Source organism: Acinetobacter sp. YH12100, assembly GCF_013419135.1.
GTDB lineage: Bacteria > Pseudomonadota > Gammaproteobacteria > Pseudomonadales > Moraxellaceae > Acinetobacter > Acinetobacter pseudolwoffii.
In genome coordinates, this window is the sequence record NZ_VPAQ01000010.1 from 35,481 (window position 1) to 52,941 (window position 17,461).

Below are 17,461 nucleotides of genomic sequence, written 5' to 3' on the forward strand. Positions count from 1 at the left end.
TCGCTCCTGCTATTCAGACAAAAACAACTGCTGTAAATGCGGATTCAGCCATTTTTGCTGCGGATCCAGTTGCTGGCGCAATCTCATAAAATCATCCCATTTTGGGTAAAGATCACACAGCGAAGCGGCTGTCATGCTGTGCAACTTTCCCCAATGTGGCCGTCCCTGATACTTCTGAAAAATCGGCTCGACCAGATCGAAAATAGCTCGGCAATCCTGTTTATAAAACTGATGAATCGAAATCGAAACCGAATCACGCTGATAAAAAGGACTCAGCCATATCTCATCGGCTTTGACATAACGAAACTCGACTGGAAAGAACATCGGCACATTCTGCTTCCTTAAGGTGGCTAAAACCTCCTGCAGACACTGCAAGCCGGAATCGACCGGAAGCTGATATTCCATTTCATTAAATCTGGTCTGACGCGGAGTCGGAAAAATCCGGGATGACCAATCCACATAACAACTCGGTTTAACAAAAACACCCAATAATTTTTGCAGATAAGGATTAGATGCAGGAATAAATCGGGTCAATTCAGAACACAAAGTCAATAACGCATCTTCAGATGGCCAGTTCTCCTGCCTTGGCTGAATTTCATCATTCGTTTCATCCAGGGTTTTTAGCATGACCTGATCAGAATGAAGAAAAGCCCAAAATTCAATATGCCGGTGCTGATGTTTCCATTGATCGATATGCGCAAATACTTCTTTTAATGGACACAGCCGAATCTGTTCTTTTAATTTATAGCGCGGACGATTTTGCAGGGTAATTTTGGTCAATATCCCCAGACTACCTAACGCCACACGCCCCGCTTGGAAGATGTCCGCATTTTGCTGACGATCACATTGCAACAGCTCTCCATCTGCAGTCAGCAATTCAAAACCGTCCACAAAAGCAGATAAACAGGGTAAATCGATGCCGGTGCCATGCGTTCCCGTGGAAATCGCTCCCGCCAGACTTTGCTGATCAATATCCCCCTGATTGGGTAAAGCTTGATTGATCGGGGCAATATATTCACCTAAATCATATAAACGCGTACCAGCGTGCACGGTACATTGAACTTTTGCCTCATCCAAAGCCACCACACCTTTTAAATGATCGAGATGAAGCAGCACATTATTGGTTTTAGCCAAAGCACTAAATGAATGCCCCGCACCTACTGCACGAATCTTTGCCTGTGACTTCACCAAACCTTGTAATTCGCTTATTTCTCTGGGCTGAAAAACTTGAGGAGCGCTGTGCTGACTCCCTGACCAGTTTCGCCAGACTGCATTCGCCTGTTGTATTTTCATTATTATTCTCTGGCTCATATTATTTTACTGACTCAATTAGAGTAAAATACCTAAAAAATCAAATATGGGAACCCACGGGTTCAAAAAAATCAAATAGGGCTAAATATTTTAATTAATATTCAATGACTTAAAATTTATATTAATTTACTCGACTAAAGCATAAATGCAAGATTTCGAAGAAGTGCATATCTTTTCAAAAGGATATGAAAATAACGATACAACGGAGTTTTACCATGGTTAGCGCATACGATGAATTACCGCGTACCCCCGCAAATTTTGTAGCCTTGTCACCTTTACGCTATCTAGATCGTGCAGCTTATATCTATCCGAATCAAAATGCGATTATTCATGGTCAGCGCCGCATTACCTGGCGTGAAAAATACAATCGCTGCCGTCAGTTTGCCAACCAACTCCAAAAATTAGGCATCGGTAAAAATGATACCGTGTCTGTCCTGCTGCCTAACGTCCCTGCCATGATTGAAGCGCACTTTGCTGTGCCAATGGCAGGTGCGGTACTCAATACCTTAAATACCCGTCTGGATGCCAAGACGCTCGCCTTTATGCTGGAACATGCTGAAAGCAAAGTCTTATTGGTCGACCCTGAATTTACTGCACTTGCGACCGAAGCACTGGCGCTGGTTTCACAAGAAATTTATGTGATTGATGTGGCCGATGCAGAGTTTGAAGGTGAAGACAGCCGTATTGGTCAAATCGAATATGAAGACTGGATTGCCCAAGGCGATGCAAATTTTGACTGGCATTTGCCTCAAGATGAATGGGATGCCATCAGCTTAAGTTACACCTCTGGAACCACGGGTAATCCGAAAGGTGTGGTCTATCATCACCGCGGTGCCTACATTAATGCCGCCAGTAATATCATTGCTTGTGGCATGATGCCGCGTGCCACCTATTTATGGACACTGCCACTGTTCCACTGTAATGGCTGGTGCTTTGCATGGACTATGGCGGCCAACGGCGGAACCAACGTCTGCCTGCGTAAAGTCGATGCCGAACTGATTTTCAAACTAATTGCTGAACATAAAGTCGATTATTTCTGTGGTGCACCGATTGTCCTATCAATGCTGATCAACACGCCTGAAGAGAAAAAGACCAAAATTGACCATCGTGTCGAAGTCATGGTGGCGGGTGCTGCCCCGCCGGCTGCAATTATTGAAGGCATGCGTAATATCGGAATTAACGTGACACATGTCTATGGCTTGACTGAAACCTACGGCCCTTCTGCGCTCTGTGCATCACAGGCCGGCTGGAGTGATTTGTCTATTCAGGAACAGGCGCAATTGCATTCACGTCAGGGTGTGCCATATCCGCTACAAGATGGTATGAAAGTGCTTGATCCTGACACCATGCAGGAAGTTCCGCATGATGGTCAGACCATGGGCGAGATCATGTTCCGTGGCAATATCGTGATGAAAGGTTATTTGAAAAATCCGGAAGCGACCGCAGAAGCTTTTGCCGGTGGCTGGTTCCATACCGGCGATCTGGCCGTGTGTCAGCCTGATGGCTATGCCAAAATTACTGACCGATCTAAAGACGTGATTATTTCCGGAGGGGAAAATATTTCCTCGCTAGAAGTCGAAGAAGTGCTGTATCAGCATCCTGCCATTTTAACGGCAGCTGTTGTGGCCAAGCCGGATCCACGCTGGCAGGAAGTACCATGTGCCTTTGTAGAACTCAAAGCAGGACAAACTGCAACAGCGGAAGAGATTATAGAATTTTGCAAACAGCATCTGGCGCGTTTTAAAGTGCCTAAAGATGTTGTGATTACCGAAATTCCAAAAACCTCGACCGGAAAATTGCAGAAATTTGTTTTACGCGAATGGGCCAAAGAACGCGCTGAAGGTGAGTTTTCTTAATTCCATACCAGTGTGTTTTTTCAAAATCTACTCAATAAAAAATCGTGCCAAGTTTTCTTAGCACGATTTTTTTTAACTTACCTTCTCCAAACCTATCCCATAGGAAGAGGCTGATCAGAACAGTTACATCTCAACCATTTCCACGCCATCAATACGTGCCACAGTCATCAAGTCTTTATCACCACGACCTGAAACCGTCGCAATAATGATTTGATCCTTGTCCATGGTCGGTGCAAGTTTAGACACATAAGCCATGGCATGTGCGCTTTCCAGCGCCGGAATAATGCCTTCAATCTTGGTTAAATCACGGAAACCCTGTAGGGCTTCATTGTCCGTGATCGGTACATAGTTCACACGTTCCATATCTTTCAGGAAGCTATGTTCTGGCCCCACACCCGGATAATCCAGACCGGCAGAAATTGAATGCGTTTCAATGATCTGACCTTCTTTATCAGACATCAGGTAAGTTCGGTTTCCATGCAGTACACCGACATGACCGGCATTCAATGGCGCTGAATGTTTACCGCTTTCAATACCCAAACCCGCGGCTTCTACACCGTACATTTGCACATCTTGATCGTTCAGGAATGGATAGAACAAGCCCATTGCATTGGAACCACCACCAACACAGGCTACCAAGGCATCAGGCAGACGACCAGCTTGCTCCTGAATCTGACGGCGTGCTTCACGGCCAATAATCGACTGGAAATCACGTACCAGCTGCGGATATGGATGTGGGCCTGCCACGGTACCAATCACATAGTAAGTTGAATCGACATTGGTTACCCAGTCACGCATGGCTTCGTTCATGGCATCTTTCAAGGTTTTAGAGCCACTTTGTACAGGCACAACTGTCGCACCGAGCAAACGCATACGGTACACGTTCATGGCCTGACGTTTGACATCTTCAGCGCCCATAAATACAACGCATTCAAGACCTAAACGTGCTGCAATTGTGGCGGTTGCTACACCATGCTGACCGGCACCTGTTTCGGCAATAATACGTTTTTTACCTGACAATTTTGCAAGCAAGGCCTGACCAATAGTGTTGTTGACCTTATGCGAACCGGTATGGTTCAGGTCTTCACGTTTCAGATAAATTTGCGCACCACCCAACTCTTTCGACCATCGTTCAGCATGATATAAAGGACTCGGACGACCGACGTAAAACGCCAGATCACGGTCAAATTCTGCCAAAAACTGTGCATCATCTTTCATACGGAAGTAGAGCTTTTCCAAGTCTTCTAAAGCCGCCATGAGTGTTTCTGACACAAAACGTCCGCCATGAATACCGAAATGCCCGCGTTCATCCGGGAATTGGGTATAGTCAACTGCCTGACTGTTCTGGCTAGTATTTTGCTGATCCACGATGGACTCCTTGCATAAAGCGTTCTATGAGTTGTTGGTCTTTAATACCTTTTGCGGACTCGACACCGCCACTCACATCTACGGCATAGGCCTGTGTGGTGAGAATTGCCTGTTCGATATTGTCAGGATTTAAACCGCCTGCCAAGATCAAGGGAATATCAAGTTTGGGAAATGTCTCCCAATCGAAGCTGTGGCCCGTACCACCTTTCAGATCAGGATGCCATGCGTCTAACAGCACTGCACTCGCACCAGCATCTTGATAACGTTGAATTTCTGTAACTACGTCAAGATCAGGTTTGACCTGAATGGCCTTGTACCAGCGGCGTCCGACCTGTTGAGCGATTGTCTGACATTGTTCCGGCGTTTCATCACCATGGAATTGCACAATATCAAGATGAACCGTTTGCAAGATATCCTGAATCTCATTAGCTGAATGATTCACGAACAGTCCAACCACTTGCACATAAGGTGCAATGGCTTGAACCAGTTGAGCAGCTTGCTCTGCTGTAACAGCTCGGGGACTCGGTGGATAAAATACGAATCCTATCGCATCTGCACCTGCGTTCACCACAGCATGAACATCTTCGACTCGGGTGATTCCACAAATTTTGGCACGGGTTCGCATATTATTCTGGCTCTAGATCTACCAATGTCTTGAACAATCTATAAGATTGGGGCAAATCATTGTAATGCAATTTTTCCGGCTTGCGTAAAGTTCATCCGGATTATTCTCTATGCAGATTGTATATAACTCATACTGACTTTATACTGCGCTCACTTTGCAGCAAGTCCAAGCCTTCAGGCTTTAGGGAAGCTGGTGTAAATCCAGCACTGCCCCCGCAACGGTAAAAAATGAAACGGCTATCAATTTAAACTCTTCGGTTTACACCACTGCATCTTGATGTGGGAAGGTGGATATACAGCAAAGTCGCTGCTTTGCACATTTAAGTCCGGATACCTGCTTGTTGTGTTCTATCACCCAATCATTCACGGGGAAGTGAATGTATGGAGCATTTCATGTCTATTCAATTTCAACCTACTGCCTTAGTAGGTGCAATCGCACTTGCGTTGGGTTTTACTTCATCTGTTCACGCTACTGAACAAAAAATTGCCAAAGCTTCTTTAGATACGATTGTTGTAACGGCAACGCGTTCCGAAGAAAAAATTGAAAATGTGCCTGCACGTATTTCAATTATTGAACCACAAATTATTGATCGCTCACCAATTGCATCACTCCCAGAGTTATTAAAAAGCCAAGCATCCGCCAACATTGTACAATTAGGCGGTTATGGTCAACAAACGTCAATTTTCTTACGTGGGACGAACTCAACTCAAGCACTTATTTTAAAAGATGGCGTTCGCCTAAATTCGGCAACGACAGGTGCTGCATCTCTTCCATTTTTAGATACAACTGATATCAAACAAATTGAAGTGTTAGAAGGTCCTGCATCTGTTTTGTATGGCACAGATGCAATTGGTGGTGTCGTGCAAATGATTACAAAAACACCTGAAAAAACAGGTGCTTTTATTACAGGTGAAATTGGTGAAAATAAAACTTATAAATCGCTGATTGGTGCTGATCTCAGTGAAGATGATTTTTACGCACAAATTCGTGGACAACGTTTAGAAACTGATGGTACTCAACTAAAAGAAATTCAAAACGGAAAACGCGCTGCTTTTGACCAAAAAGGCTATAGCGCCAAAGTTGGTGTAGACAAAGAACAATATGCAGCATCTTTAGATTACAGTGAAAATAAAGGTAACAGCCAATACGACAATTCTGGCGCTTTGACCGATCAGGATTTTAAAAATGAACTTCTGAACCTCAAAGGCCGTATCAATATTGGCTCTCAAGTTGAAGTCAATGCACGGATGTCCCAATTTAAAGATGATCTACTACAAAACCAAAAAAATTATATTGGTCAATATGACTATGTATTCAGTAAAACTCAAGAAGCCGATGTATATGCAAAATGGCAGTTGACACCTGAACAGAATATTGCTTTAGGAAGTACTTATCAGAAGATAAAAGCGGATGCGCTCTCTTATGGGACTAAAATTAATTCAAGTGTTGATTCCAAAGGCTATTATATTCAACATCAATACAATACGGATGGGATTCATACCCAACTCGGCTTACGTCTAGAAGATAATGATAAATATGGAACTAATACCGTAGCCCAAGCTGGTATTCGTTATCAAATTTCACCACTAACAAGTGTTTACACTAATATTGGCAGTGCTTTTAGAGCACCAAATCTAAATGAACTTTATGCGTATGGTGGTAATCCTAATTTAGATCCAGAAAAAAGTATTTCTTATGAAATTGGTTTAGATCAACAACTTAATTACGGCGTTAGTACAGGTGTTTCGACATATAAAACTAAAGTCAAAAACCTAATAGACTCCGAATGTATCTCATTATGTGACGGATATGATGCTGTTTATCAAAATCTCAATATTGATAAAACCACAATAAAAGGTGCTGAAGCTTATCTGAAATGGACAGGTGACCATCTGTACCTGAGCACAAGCTATAATTATATTCGTGCCAAAGATGATTCCACAAATGAAGATTTAAGCCGTCGCCCTCGCCAAAAAGCAGCATTTACAATGGGATGGGATGAGGCTCAATATGGCTTCTCAACAACATTAACGGCAGTCTCATCTTCAGATAATAGCGCTTATGACACAGTTGTAATACCAGGTCATTTCAATATTGATATGAGTGGTTATTATAATATCAATGACATAATCAAAGTATTTAGCAACATTCAAAATGTCAGCGATAGTAAATACCGCACAGGTTATGGGAATAGTAGCTATTACATCAACGGTGGTCGCTTAGCTTCTGTAGGTGTAACGTTTAAATACTAAGTTCAGCGTTTCAATAAATACTTTTGAGCATCATGTCATGCCTATGGCATGATTCTTTTTATATTTAGCATATTAAAAATGAAGGAACTCACATGGGTCACCGTTTAAGTAAAATTTACACCCGCACAGGCGATTCAGGCACCACAGGTCTGGGTGATGGTTCACGCGTCGCCAAAGATGATTTACGTATTGATGCACTCGGTGATGTGGACGAACTCAATGCCGTGATTGGTGTACTACGTGCACAGATTTCAGCAAGCACGATTGAAGATAAAGCCACTTGGGACAAATCTTTAAGCCTGATTCAACACTGGTTATTTGATCTCGGTGGTGAAGTGTGTATTCCGGGTTTTAATCTGGTACAACCTGTGTCGATTGATTTTCTAGAAAATGATATCGACCGAATGAATGAAGCTTTGCCAATGCTCAAAGACTTTATTCTGCCTGCTGGCACTTTAGTCTGCAGCTTTGCCCATCAGGCGCGCGCAGTCTGCCGCCGGGCAGAACGTAGCGTGATGTCAGTCCACTCTCGCGACCAGAATATTCAGGCAGCGTCGCTACAACTGCTGAACCGTTTATCAGACTGGCTATTTGTAGCATCGCGCACCTTGCAACGCAGCGAGGGCGGTTCAGAAGTGCTGTGGCAAAAAAATATCAATGACAGCATCGAAAACTAGAATTATTTCTTGATTCTAAATCTAAAAATACGCGTCAGATGTATCTTGATTTTACAGTGCATCTGACGACAATAAGCCTTATCATCTTTTTGTCACATAGCACGCATACAATGAAATCAACTTCTCAATTTATGGGCAGTCTATGCGCATAATTGGTCATCGTGGTGCACGTGGCGAAGCCCCTGAAAATACCCTAGGCGGTTTTCAATATATTCAAGACATCGGTATTCGCGCCGTTGAGTTTGATGTGCGTCAGCTCAAAGACAATGCCTTAATCATCATGCATGATGATGATTTTGTGCGAACCACAGGTTTGCAAAAGCATTTATATGAATGCAATCGTCAAGATCTTGCACACTATAATCATGCTGTGACCTGGTCAGACTGGAATAAAGTCGAAGCCACTCCCCTTTTAAATCAGACCTTAAATGTCATTCGAGACTTTGAGCATATTGAAGTCGAAATCAAAAGTGTCGATTCCGAAGCTGCGGCTGAGAAAATTGCACTGGGCGTTGCACAGCAACTGCAAGGCTATGAGCAGGCGGCCATCATTACCAGTTTTGATGCCAAAGTCCTGCAAGCCTTCAAACAGCAAAATTCCCGGCTAAAACGCGGTTTACTCATCGAAACCGACCTAAAATATCAAGCGATTGATCAGGCGCTAGAACTGGATTGCTGTCATATTGGCTGGATGAATGAGCTGGCCAGCAAAGACCTGATTCAGGCCACCCAGGCTGCTGAATTGAATATCAGTGTCTGGACGGTCAATGATGTGAGCCGAGCCAAAGAGCTGCGTGATTGGGGAATTCAAGGGCTGATTACCGATTACCCAAAACTGATGCTGCAGCAACTCTAAAAAACAGCCTGATTATTGATCAGTTCAAATCGTTTTATTTAAGACAGCTCGATTTCATGTCAAGCTATTAAAGCGTGTCTGACTTTTAGATTGATTCGACTTGAATGTTAAATTAATTTTCTATGAGATATATTCTGCAAATTTTCTGGCAATATTGTAGAAATGATGAACAGTTAAATCGCTTAATATTAGCCCAATTAAATAGTCTAAAAGACCGATAATCCTCAGTCACTTAGTCGGAAATCAAGCCCCGTCTAGACTGGCAAAATGGTCGTTTTTGCCCTACTTATCCTGTTACTGACAAGTACAATACAACCGTACAATAATGCTAGTGATGCTATAGGCCACATGCTAATATAAACAAGATAGGCTGCTGTTAAAATCAACAGTGGTTTCTGCTTTTTGTTAAACCTTCCGAGGTTCTAGGAGTGCTGTTGGAGATGAATGCTCCCTTACCCAAAGCCCCCATTAACTGGATTGCGGTGTTTGCATTGGTGTTATTACCCATTGTCGCCCTGATTGCAATTCCGTTATATGCGTATCACCATGATTTTAGCGCCGCCGCTTGGATCAGCATGTTTGTTTTACTGGGCGTAAGCAGCCTTGGCATTACAGCAGGATACCATCGCCTGTGGGCACATCGTGCTTATGAAGCCACTCTACCATTAAAAATCATCTTAATGATTATGGGTACATTTGCTGTACAGAATAGTATCTTGTTCTGGGCATCTGGTCACCGTACTCATCATCGTCATGTCGATGATGTGGATCAAGATCCGTACTCGATCAACAAAGGTTTCTGGTATGCACATATCGGCTGGATGTTACGTGATTATCCATCAGGTGTGGCCAATTATAAAAATGCGCCAGATCTGTTAAAAGACAAAGTCGTCATGTTTCAGGACAAATACTATATTCCATTAGTGATTGCCGTTCATGCTGCTATTTTGCTTCCAATTGGCTGGGCAGTCGGCGATGTCTGGGGAGTCTTGCTGCTGGGTGGATTAGTGCGTTTAATCCTGAGCCATCATGTGACTTTCTTCATCAACTCGCTGTGTCACATGTGGGGTAATCGTCCTTATACCGACGAGAACACTGCACGTGACAACTTCGTACTTGCGATTGCCACCTGGGGTGAGGGTTATCATAATTACCACCACATTTTCCAGTACGATTACCGTAATGGCGTGAAATGGTGGCAATACGATCCAACCAAATGGTTGATCTGGACCTGCTCTAAACTGGGTTTAGCCAAAAACTTACGTCGTATTCCTAGCTTTAATATCAAAAAAGCGGAACTGGCGATGAAGTTTAAATATGCTGAACAGGATCTTGCGGTCTATGGTCATGATGTTTCTGAAGACATCATTACTGTGAAAACCAAGATTGCTCAGGAATATGATGCCTTTACCCAAACTTTAAATGACTGGGCCAAACTGAAAGAGCAAGAAATTCAGGTGAAAAAGGCTTCTATGGCAGAAAAAATTCACCAGATGGATGACAAACTGAAAGTTGAATTCCAGCTGGTTGAACAGCGTTTATCCCATCACCGGGCAACCTTGAATTTACTGGTTCGTAATTTGAAAAAATCAGCAGTATCTTAATAAAACTGCTCACAAAAAAGCCCCAATCGGGGCTTTTTTTATGTCTGAAAGATAACTTGAACTCTCGTTTATACAACAGTTTTCTACAGGCAACTTTGTTATAGTCAAGGTATTCCAAGCCTGTACTGAGTGCCATGTATTTTAACTCTCGTTATCAAACCCTTCCTGCTGCCCTTTACCACCATCAAGTTCCGCTACCGTTGAAAGGCGCAAAAGCCGGGCATTTTAACGTAGCTTTGGCAGAACAACTGCAATGGTCAGATGAAGACAAAGCGCAATGGGTCGAGATGTGTAGTGGTCAGAAAGTCTTTGCTGAGTTTCAACCCTTGGCCATGGTCTACGCAGGTCATCAGTTTGGTCAATGGGCTGGACAATTGGGAGATGGTCGCGGCCTGTTAATTGCACAGATCCTTGATCAGGAAGGTCAGACTATTGACCTGCATTTAAAAGGTGCGGGTGCAACGCCCTATTCGCGTATGGGTGATGGGCGTGCAGTACTGCGTTCGGTGATTCGTGAATATCTGGCGGGTCATGCTTTAAATTCTTTGGGTGTAGCGTCGAGCAATGCGGTTGGCTTTACTTCCTCAACGCAAGGCATTCAACGCGAAAAGCTCGAACCCGGTGCAATGATGTTACGTACCTCAGACTGTCATATTCGTTTCGGGCATTTTGAATGGATCAATCAATATCAGCCGGATCTGCTGGCTGAATTTACCCAGAAATGTATTGAATGGCATTATCCGGAATGCCTGCAAGCCGAACAGCCGATTCTGAGCTTTGCCACCAAAGTTATTCAGCGCACTGCCATCATGATTGCCAAATGGCAATTGGTTGGTTTTGCACATGGCGTGATGAATACTGACAACCTGAATATTACCGGTTCAACTTTGGACTTTGGTCCTTATGGCTTTATGGAGCGCTTCCGTCCGAACTGGATCAATAACCACTCGGATTATCAAGGGCGTTATACCTATCAGCAACAACCAAGTATCGGGCACTGGAACTTGTGGCAATGGTTAAACAATCTGGTTCCCCTCTGCCCTGCGGATTATGACAAAGAACAATGGAAACAGGATCTGGCCGGCTGTCTGGAACATTATGAGCCGACATTCTTGGAACATTACAAACACGGTTTAAACCAGAAAATGGGTTTACCAGGTTTCCATAAAGACAGTTTTGACTGTGCGATGGCATTTTTACGAATCTTGCAAAGTGAGCAACTGGATTACACCCAGAGTTTTATCCGCCTGCAAAATAAAGACTATGACGCTATTAAAGATGATTGTCTGGATCGCCGTCAGTTTGAAGCTTTCCTGACACAATATGAAACTATTCGTGCACATCAGGATATTGAAGAACTGGATGCCGCCATGAAGCAAGCCAATCCGCATTATATTCTGCGCAATCACATGGCACAGAAAGCCATTGAACGGGCAGAGCGTGATGATTTTTCCGAAGTCGATCGTTTGTTTAAATTGCTCAGCCAGCCTTATCTGAAACAGCCAGATCTTGAACATGCTGAAGATTTAGCACCATTGCCAAGTGATGTGCCAGAAGTAATGGTCAGCTGTTCTTCTTAATTTATTCACATCTAAAATAAAAACTGTGGATAATTTAAACACTATCCACAGTTTTTTTATTTATTCACAGCTTATGACCTTACACACTCTTACTGCCCAAACTGCTTTAAAACTTCCTGAAGTAACAGTCACCCAGCCTTTTGGCAAGGGCTGTGATGTTTATAAAGTCATGGATAAAGTCTTTATGCTGACTTTTCATTTACAAAGTAAAGCTGCCATTAATTTAAAAGTCGAGCCTGAGCACGGTGCAATGCTGCGGGATATTTATCCATATATTCGTACTGGCTGGCATATGAATAAACAGCATTGGATTTCAGTTTACGAGGAGGAAGATCTGGATGAATCTTTGATTAAAGATTTGGTGCTGAATTCTTATGAGTTGGTTGTGGCAAAATTGAAGAAAGTTGAAAGACAGAGAATTTCTCTATTAAATACTAAAAATTAAATAACCTAATACTTCAAGAATAAAATTTCATTGCTCATGTGAGGATGCATGTCAAATATAAAAATGATAGGGATTGCTTTAACCATACTAGTCTTAATCTATCTATTTCCTCAATTCACCAAACCCACTTTAAGCAAGGAGGAACGCTTAGCGCAATTCTCCCCTCCAGGACTCATCACAGATTATTTTAACCGTACAGGGGTCGCTCTTGTTAAAAATGAATCGTCTCATTTTCAAAAATTTAATAATCAAATTTATTACTTTTTCCCCATTCCACTTGCTCGATATGGCGTTCCCATTCCAGAAGCGGATGTAAACTCATTTAAAACATTGGCTCAACATTTCCATTGGAAAGATTCTTTTGATCAAGATCAAAATCGAAGAAAAAATATAGCCCTAGATAAGAACAATGTGTATTGTGGATTTCAAAAAATTCCTAATCTAAGCCCTTCTCGTTTAATTTATCTGGGAGGGGGCTATCTGACTGATCATCAAAATACTTATTTTTGTGATTGGAATTTTAGGGCAAGTTCAGATTCGATCGATCCTACTTTATCTGAAAAAATAGATTCGATGTTATTGGGGAGAAAAATTGCAAAATCAGGATACCACTACCCTCTATATCAGTTAAAAAATGGTAAGCAAAACTATAAGCTAATAATTAAAAATATCGTGACGAATGGTGAATCGACTTATGTTGAAGGACAACAGTTAAAATCAACAGATCCATATCACTTAAGATATTTAACCTCCTTTCAACCCCATGAAAAAATCTGGCAAGAAAACAGCTATATCACAGATCAAAAAAATGTTTTTTATAAACATGAAATTTTAGATTTAAATTACAATGACGCTTTAAAATCCATTCCATTTGACTTCGAAATTTACTTATATGACCCACTAAGCGATCGCTATTTTTATCAATCACATAAAATTGATTATCCAAATCTAAAGATAATTAAAAAAGATGACAATCATACCTTTTTCCCAATTTTTACTTCTGAGGATCAAATCGCTTTTTTTAATACTCAAAAGCTTCAACTTGAAGTCCTCAACAAAAATCCCTTTATCTCAGACCTTCACAGATTATCCCCAAGTGTATTCAGTAATGGTAAGCACATTTATTTTTTTAGAAAATATCAAACCTTCTCAAGCACTTTATTCATGTTTTTTTCTGAATTATGCTCAACAACTTCAGAAATTAGAATGCTAAACAATATGCCCTTCTCTCAATGGAAAAAAGAGGAAGATGTGTTCATTCAGCATCCCTTATATAAAGGGATTTCGCTCAAAGGGAGTTTTTGGATATATAGAAATCGAATTTTTTACCTTCCAGAATATGGAAGCTGGACTGAATCTGTGTTTGAGGTGAGGCAGAGCACTACAATTGATCAATTACGTAAAAATCAACTGAGCTACCCTCAGGCAGAAGAATTGTTAAAAAACAAGGACATATTCAAGCCAGTAAAAGGTAAAAAATTCAGTAAAATTAAGGATGTTCAACGTTTTTGCTTTAAAAATATTTTGTCCTAATGTCATTTGACCCCCAACCGAATGTGTATTGATGTAAGGCATGACTATTTAACGATGAACTTTTATCAACTGAAAAATTAAATTACTTAGGAACATTTAAGCTGTACTTGAATAAACTGATCATATATTTTTAAACTAAAGCTAGAATTTTAAATTAAATAACTATGAAAACTCGCAAAGTATTAGCTTCGCCTATAAAAACTGATCGTCTAAATTTACGTAAATTTCAGACTGGGGATGAAAATTCTCTCTTTACTGAATATTTCGGAGACTGGGAAGCGAGCAAATACCTCCAGAGAATGCCACATAAAAATATAAGTCAGACAAAAAACATGTTGGAAAATTGGTGTGGGGTCAACTGGGAAGACCCAGATGAAAATTTTGCCTGGATTGTCAGCGACCAGAAAACTGATTTGGCTCTGGGAATTGTATTGTTTTTTAATAAAGAGAATTGTGGGGAAACCCACTTTGGACTAGGAAAAAAATTTCAAGGACAAGGGTTCATGCAAGAGTCACTAAAAGCTGTAATTACCTATTTAAAAAATAATAGCACTCTTGAAAGAATTGAGACTTTTTGTGATGCAGAACATAGCAGATCAAAAAACGCCCTGATGAAATCAGGTTTCACCCAAACAGACATTTTAAAAAATTGGGCAAGATTTCCTTTAATGGGTGAGGATACTAGAGACTGCCTTCATTATTATATTGAAATAAATTAAAATATTGATAGCTTAAAGTTTTTCGCACTCAATCAGAATCTAAAAAAGTAATAAATAATTTAGATCAGAATAAATTCTTAACCATCAAAAACCCTAGGTTTCAGAACCCTTTAAAAATGATCCAGGAGGCATTATACAAGTGTCCTGTTCTTTTCATAAAATCAAAAGAATAATGCTTTATAAAAAAAAGCGAATAAGTACTCACCCATTCGCTTTTCTTAAGCCGGACTAAAAATCAGTCTTCAGGATATTCAAAACGGTAACCGACCCCATACACCGCCTGAATCCACTCATGACGGTTACCGGTTTCAGCTGCATCGGAAATCTTGCGGCGCAGGTTTTTGATATGACTGTCAATCACGCGATCCGCGACATCAAAACTGTCTGGATTGATATGATCCAGCAATTGCGCACGTGAATAGACCTGCCCGACATGTTCCAGGAATAATTCCAGTAAACGGAATTCAGTCGGGGTCAGATTCAAGGCCTTTTGTTGATACCAGATACGCTGTTGGGATTTATCCATACGGAACAGATCATTACTTTCCGGTTCTGATTTACGGTCCAGACGACGTAAGACTGCCTGTACCCGTGCAACCAACTCTTTTGGACTAAATGGTTTACACAGATAATCATCTGCGCCCATATTCAGTCCCAACACACGGTCAATTTCTTCGGTACGCGCGGTCACCATAATAATCGGCAAATCTGACTGTTCACGCACTTTACGGCAAATGGTCAGACCGTCCATACGCGGCACCATCAAGTCCAAAATCATCAGACTCGGTTTACGCTGGGTAAAACTGTTATATGCTTCCTGCCCATCATGAAACATACTGACCTCAAAACCAGCAGCTTCCAGATAGTCTCGCACCAATTGTGCAAGTTCGATTTCATCTTCAACCAGCATGACATGTTTCATCAATATATTTCCTTTAGGGTTTCATTTGTTTAGGAAAACTCAGTTTGCAGCGTAAACCACCGAGTGGTGAATGCGCAAAGCTTAAGCTGCCACCCAGCGCCTGCGTAATTTTACATGATAATGCCAAACCAAGCCCAGTTCCGCCAGTCGCCCGGGTACGCGAATCATCGACACGATAGAAACGCTCGCCAATCCGCGCCAGTTGCTCATCGCTCAAACCAAATGGGCTGTCATCGACATATAAGCTCCATTCTTTCTCATCCTGCATGCTATGAATATGCACCTGCCCGCCCGCTTCAGTATAGCGAATACTATTACTGAGCAAGTTGGCCACAATCTGTTTAAAGCGGTCCAGATCCAGATTTAACTCAGTATCTTCGCCTTCTGCAGTGACCGTCAATTTGGCCTGTTCAAAGTTTGGCTGGAAGTTGATCAGTTCCTGCTGTACCACCTCCCACGGATTCACCGTCGAGAAGTAAAATTGCAATTGCTGCGCATCGGCCTGTGCCAATGCGGCCAGATCCTGTGTCAGTTTTTTCAGGCTGGTGACCTGCGCCAGCATGGAAGCAAAATGTTCAGGGGTGGGTTTACGAATCCCATCCTGCATCGCTTCAATCTGTGCCTGCAATACCGCCAGTGGCGTTTTCAATTCATGTGAAGTATCTGCCACCCATTGACGGCGTGAGGTTTCATGCTGATCCAGAATCACAGCCAAGGCATTTAATTCATTGGACAAATCACCCAATTCATCATTGCGGTTGACTTTGACCTGATACTGATAATTGCCTTGGGTCAGAGCACGCGTACCATTCAGCAAACGTTGAATTGGTTTCTTGAAATAAGTCGCCAATAACAAGGAGGCAATCAGACTGGCCAAAATACTGAGCGCATAGACCAAAAATAAATAACGCTTTTGATTACTAAAAAAATTAATACTTAAGGCATCATCCTGATCCAGAACCGGCTTTAAGCCCAGATAGCCAACAATCTGATTATTCACCATAATCGGACGATAGGAAATCTGCTCATCTGAAGCCTCACCGACCACAAAACGCCGTTTTGCATCATACAATGAAAGACGTGAACTGAGACCAAGACGGTCCGGCATCTGGATAAACTGCTTCTTGCCGGTCGGCTGCTGTGCTGCTTGTTCGCCATTCTTACGGTCAGTTCTAAACAGATTCTGATTGGAACTCAGCGGAAATTTTAGGCCTTCAAAGGGCTGAAACTGCGAGGGTAGATTGGAAGCCAGGAGGCGTAACTCTTCTTCATTGACCTGACGCGGTGGCAAAGCCGGATCGACCATACTGGGTGCGACTTGAACCAGGGTCTGTTCCTGAAAATAGCGCTGCTGCAAGGCAATATCATACTGACGGCGCAGCCACCAGCGTGATAAACGGTCATAATCATCTGGCGCAGCTTCCCCTTCCATTTGTAGAATCTGGGCCTGAATCGCATTGCCCCAGTCCTGATACACCGCATAGACATCCGCCAGATTTTTAATCACATAATCCAGTTTCTGCATTTCGACATCAGCCACATAGCGGGCGAAATTACGCTGCATATTCAGATGCAGTACACCCAGACTCACTGTGGTAATAACCAGCGTGGTCAACAGTACGGTCAAAAATAGACGTAATGCAATCGGAATACGGCGAATGTTCAAAACAGAAATCTCAATTTTTCTTCTATATTCATTATTGTAGCGAACAT

Annotated in this window: 14 protein-coding genes and 1 riboswitch; of the genes, 9 read left to right on the forward strand and 5 right to left on the reverse strand. The window is 42.2% G+C overall.

All coding sequences use genetic code 11. From position 1 onward, the window contains the following. Positions 1-9: 9 nt before the first annotated feature. Positions 10-1,293, reverse strand: coding sequence for a D-arabinono-1,4-lactone oxidase (locus FTU40_RS08395; RefSeq protein ID WP_180040500.1), 1,284 nt, complete (start codon positions 1,291-1,293; stop codon positions 10-12). 233 nt (positions 1,294-1,526) lie between these two features. Between FTU40_RS08395 and FTU40_RS08400 the strand changes: the two genes are divergently transcribed. Next, positions 1,527-3,167 carry an acyl-CoA synthetase gene (locus FTU40_RS08400; protein ID WP_180040502.1) on the forward strand — a complete coding sequence of 547 codons (1,641 nt, stop codon included), beginning with the start codon at positions 1,527-1,529 and terminating at the stop codon, positions 3,165-3,167. Between the two features lie 123 nt (positions 3,168-3,290). On the opposite strand, the gene trpB is transcribed toward FTU40_RS08400, so the two are convergent. Next, a complete protein-coding gene (trpB, locus tag FTU40_RS08405) occupies positions 3,291-4,535 on the reverse strand; it encodes a tryptophan synthase subunit beta (RefSeq protein WP_180040504.1) in 1,245 nt (414 codons plus the stop codon). Continuing rightward, positions 4,516-5,160, reverse strand: a complete 645-nt coding sequence (locus FTU40_RS08410; protein WP_100329207.1) for a phosphoribosylanthranilate isomerase — start codon at positions 5,158-5,160, stop codon at positions 4,516-4,518. The genes trpB and FTU40_RS08410 overlap by 20 nt, the downstream gene beginning before the upstream one ends. A 144-nt stretch (positions 5,161-5,304) precedes the next feature. Further along, positions 5,305-5,516: riboswitch (cobalamin riboswitch) on the forward strand. A 36-nt stretch (positions 5,517-5,552) separates the two neighbouring features. Between FTU40_RS08410 and FTU40_RS08415 the strand changes: the two genes are divergently transcribed. From FTU40_RS08415 to FTU40_RS08450, 8 genes are all read left to right on the forward strand, one after another. After that, positions 5,553-7,412 (forward strand): TonB-dependent siderophore receptor, encoded by a 1,860-nt coding sequence (locus FTU40_RS08415; protein WP_180040506.1) that lies wholly within the window; start codon positions 5,553-5,555, stop codon positions 7,410-7,412. A gap of 92 nt (positions 7,413-7,504) precedes the next feature. Further along, positions 7,505-8,089, forward strand: coding sequence for a cob(I)yrinic acid a,c-diamide adenosyltransferase (locus FTU40_RS08420; protein WP_005172582.1), 585 nt, complete (start codon positions 7,505-7,507; stop codon positions 8,087-8,089). Positions 8,090-8,231: 142 nt separating this feature from the next. Further along, positions 8,232-8,945 (forward strand): glycerophosphodiester phosphodiesterase, encoded by a 714-nt coding sequence (locus tag FTU40_RS08425; RefSeq protein ID WP_005095772.1) that lies wholly within the window; start codon positions 8,232-8,234, stop codon positions 8,943-8,945. Positions 8,946-9,385: 440 nt separating this feature from the next. Further along, positions 9,386-10,549: an acyl-CoA desaturase gene (locus tag FTU40_RS08430; RefSeq protein WP_005095770.1), complete on the forward strand. Its 1,164-nt coding sequence runs from the start codon at positions 9,386-9,388 to the stop codon at positions 10,547-10,549. A gap of 134 nt (positions 10,550-10,683) precedes the next feature. Then, positions 10,684-12,129, forward strand: a complete 1,446-nt coding sequence (locus FTU40_RS08435; RefSeq protein ID WP_180040508.1) for a YdiU family protein — start codon at positions 10,684-10,686, stop codon at positions 12,127-12,129. Positions 12,130-12,202: 73 nt separating this feature from the next. Continuing rightward, a complete protein-coding gene (locus FTU40_RS08440) occupies positions 12,203-12,574 on the forward strand; it encodes an MmcQ/YjbR family DNA-binding protein (protein WP_064102305.1) in 372 nt (123 codons plus the stop codon). A 48-nt stretch (positions 12,575-12,622) separates the two neighbouring features. Further along, positions 12,623-14,107, forward strand: a complete 1,485-nt coding sequence (locus FTU40_RS08445) for a DKNYY domain-containing protein (RefSeq protein WP_064102304.1) — start codon at positions 12,623-12,625, stop codon at positions 14,105-14,107. A gap of 164 nt (positions 14,108-14,271) precedes the next feature. Beyond that, positions 14,272-14,826, forward strand: coding sequence for a GNAT family N-acetyltransferase (locus FTU40_RS08450; protein WP_180040510.1), 555 nt, complete (start codon positions 14,272-14,274; stop codon positions 14,824-14,826). A 235-nt stretch (positions 14,827-15,061) separates the two neighbouring features. Here the strand turns inward: FTU40_RS08450 and FTU40_RS08455 are convergent, their stop codons facing one another. Together FTU40_RS08455 and baeS are read right to left on the reverse strand one after the other, a co-directional pair. Beyond that, positions 15,062-15,748 carry a response regulator gene (locus tag FTU40_RS08455; RefSeq protein WP_004278304.1) on the reverse strand — a complete coding sequence of 229 codons (687 nt, stop codon included), beginning with the start codon at positions 15,746-15,748 and terminating at the stop codon, positions 15,062-15,064. A gap of 13 nt (positions 15,749-15,761) precedes the next feature. Then, positions 15,762-17,414, reverse strand: coding sequence for a sensor histidine kinase efflux regulator BaeS (gene baeS, locus FTU40_RS08460; RefSeq protein WP_074384056.1), 1,653 nt, complete (start codon positions 17,412-17,414; stop codon positions 15,762-15,764). Positions 17,415-17,461: the final 47 nt, after the last annotated feature.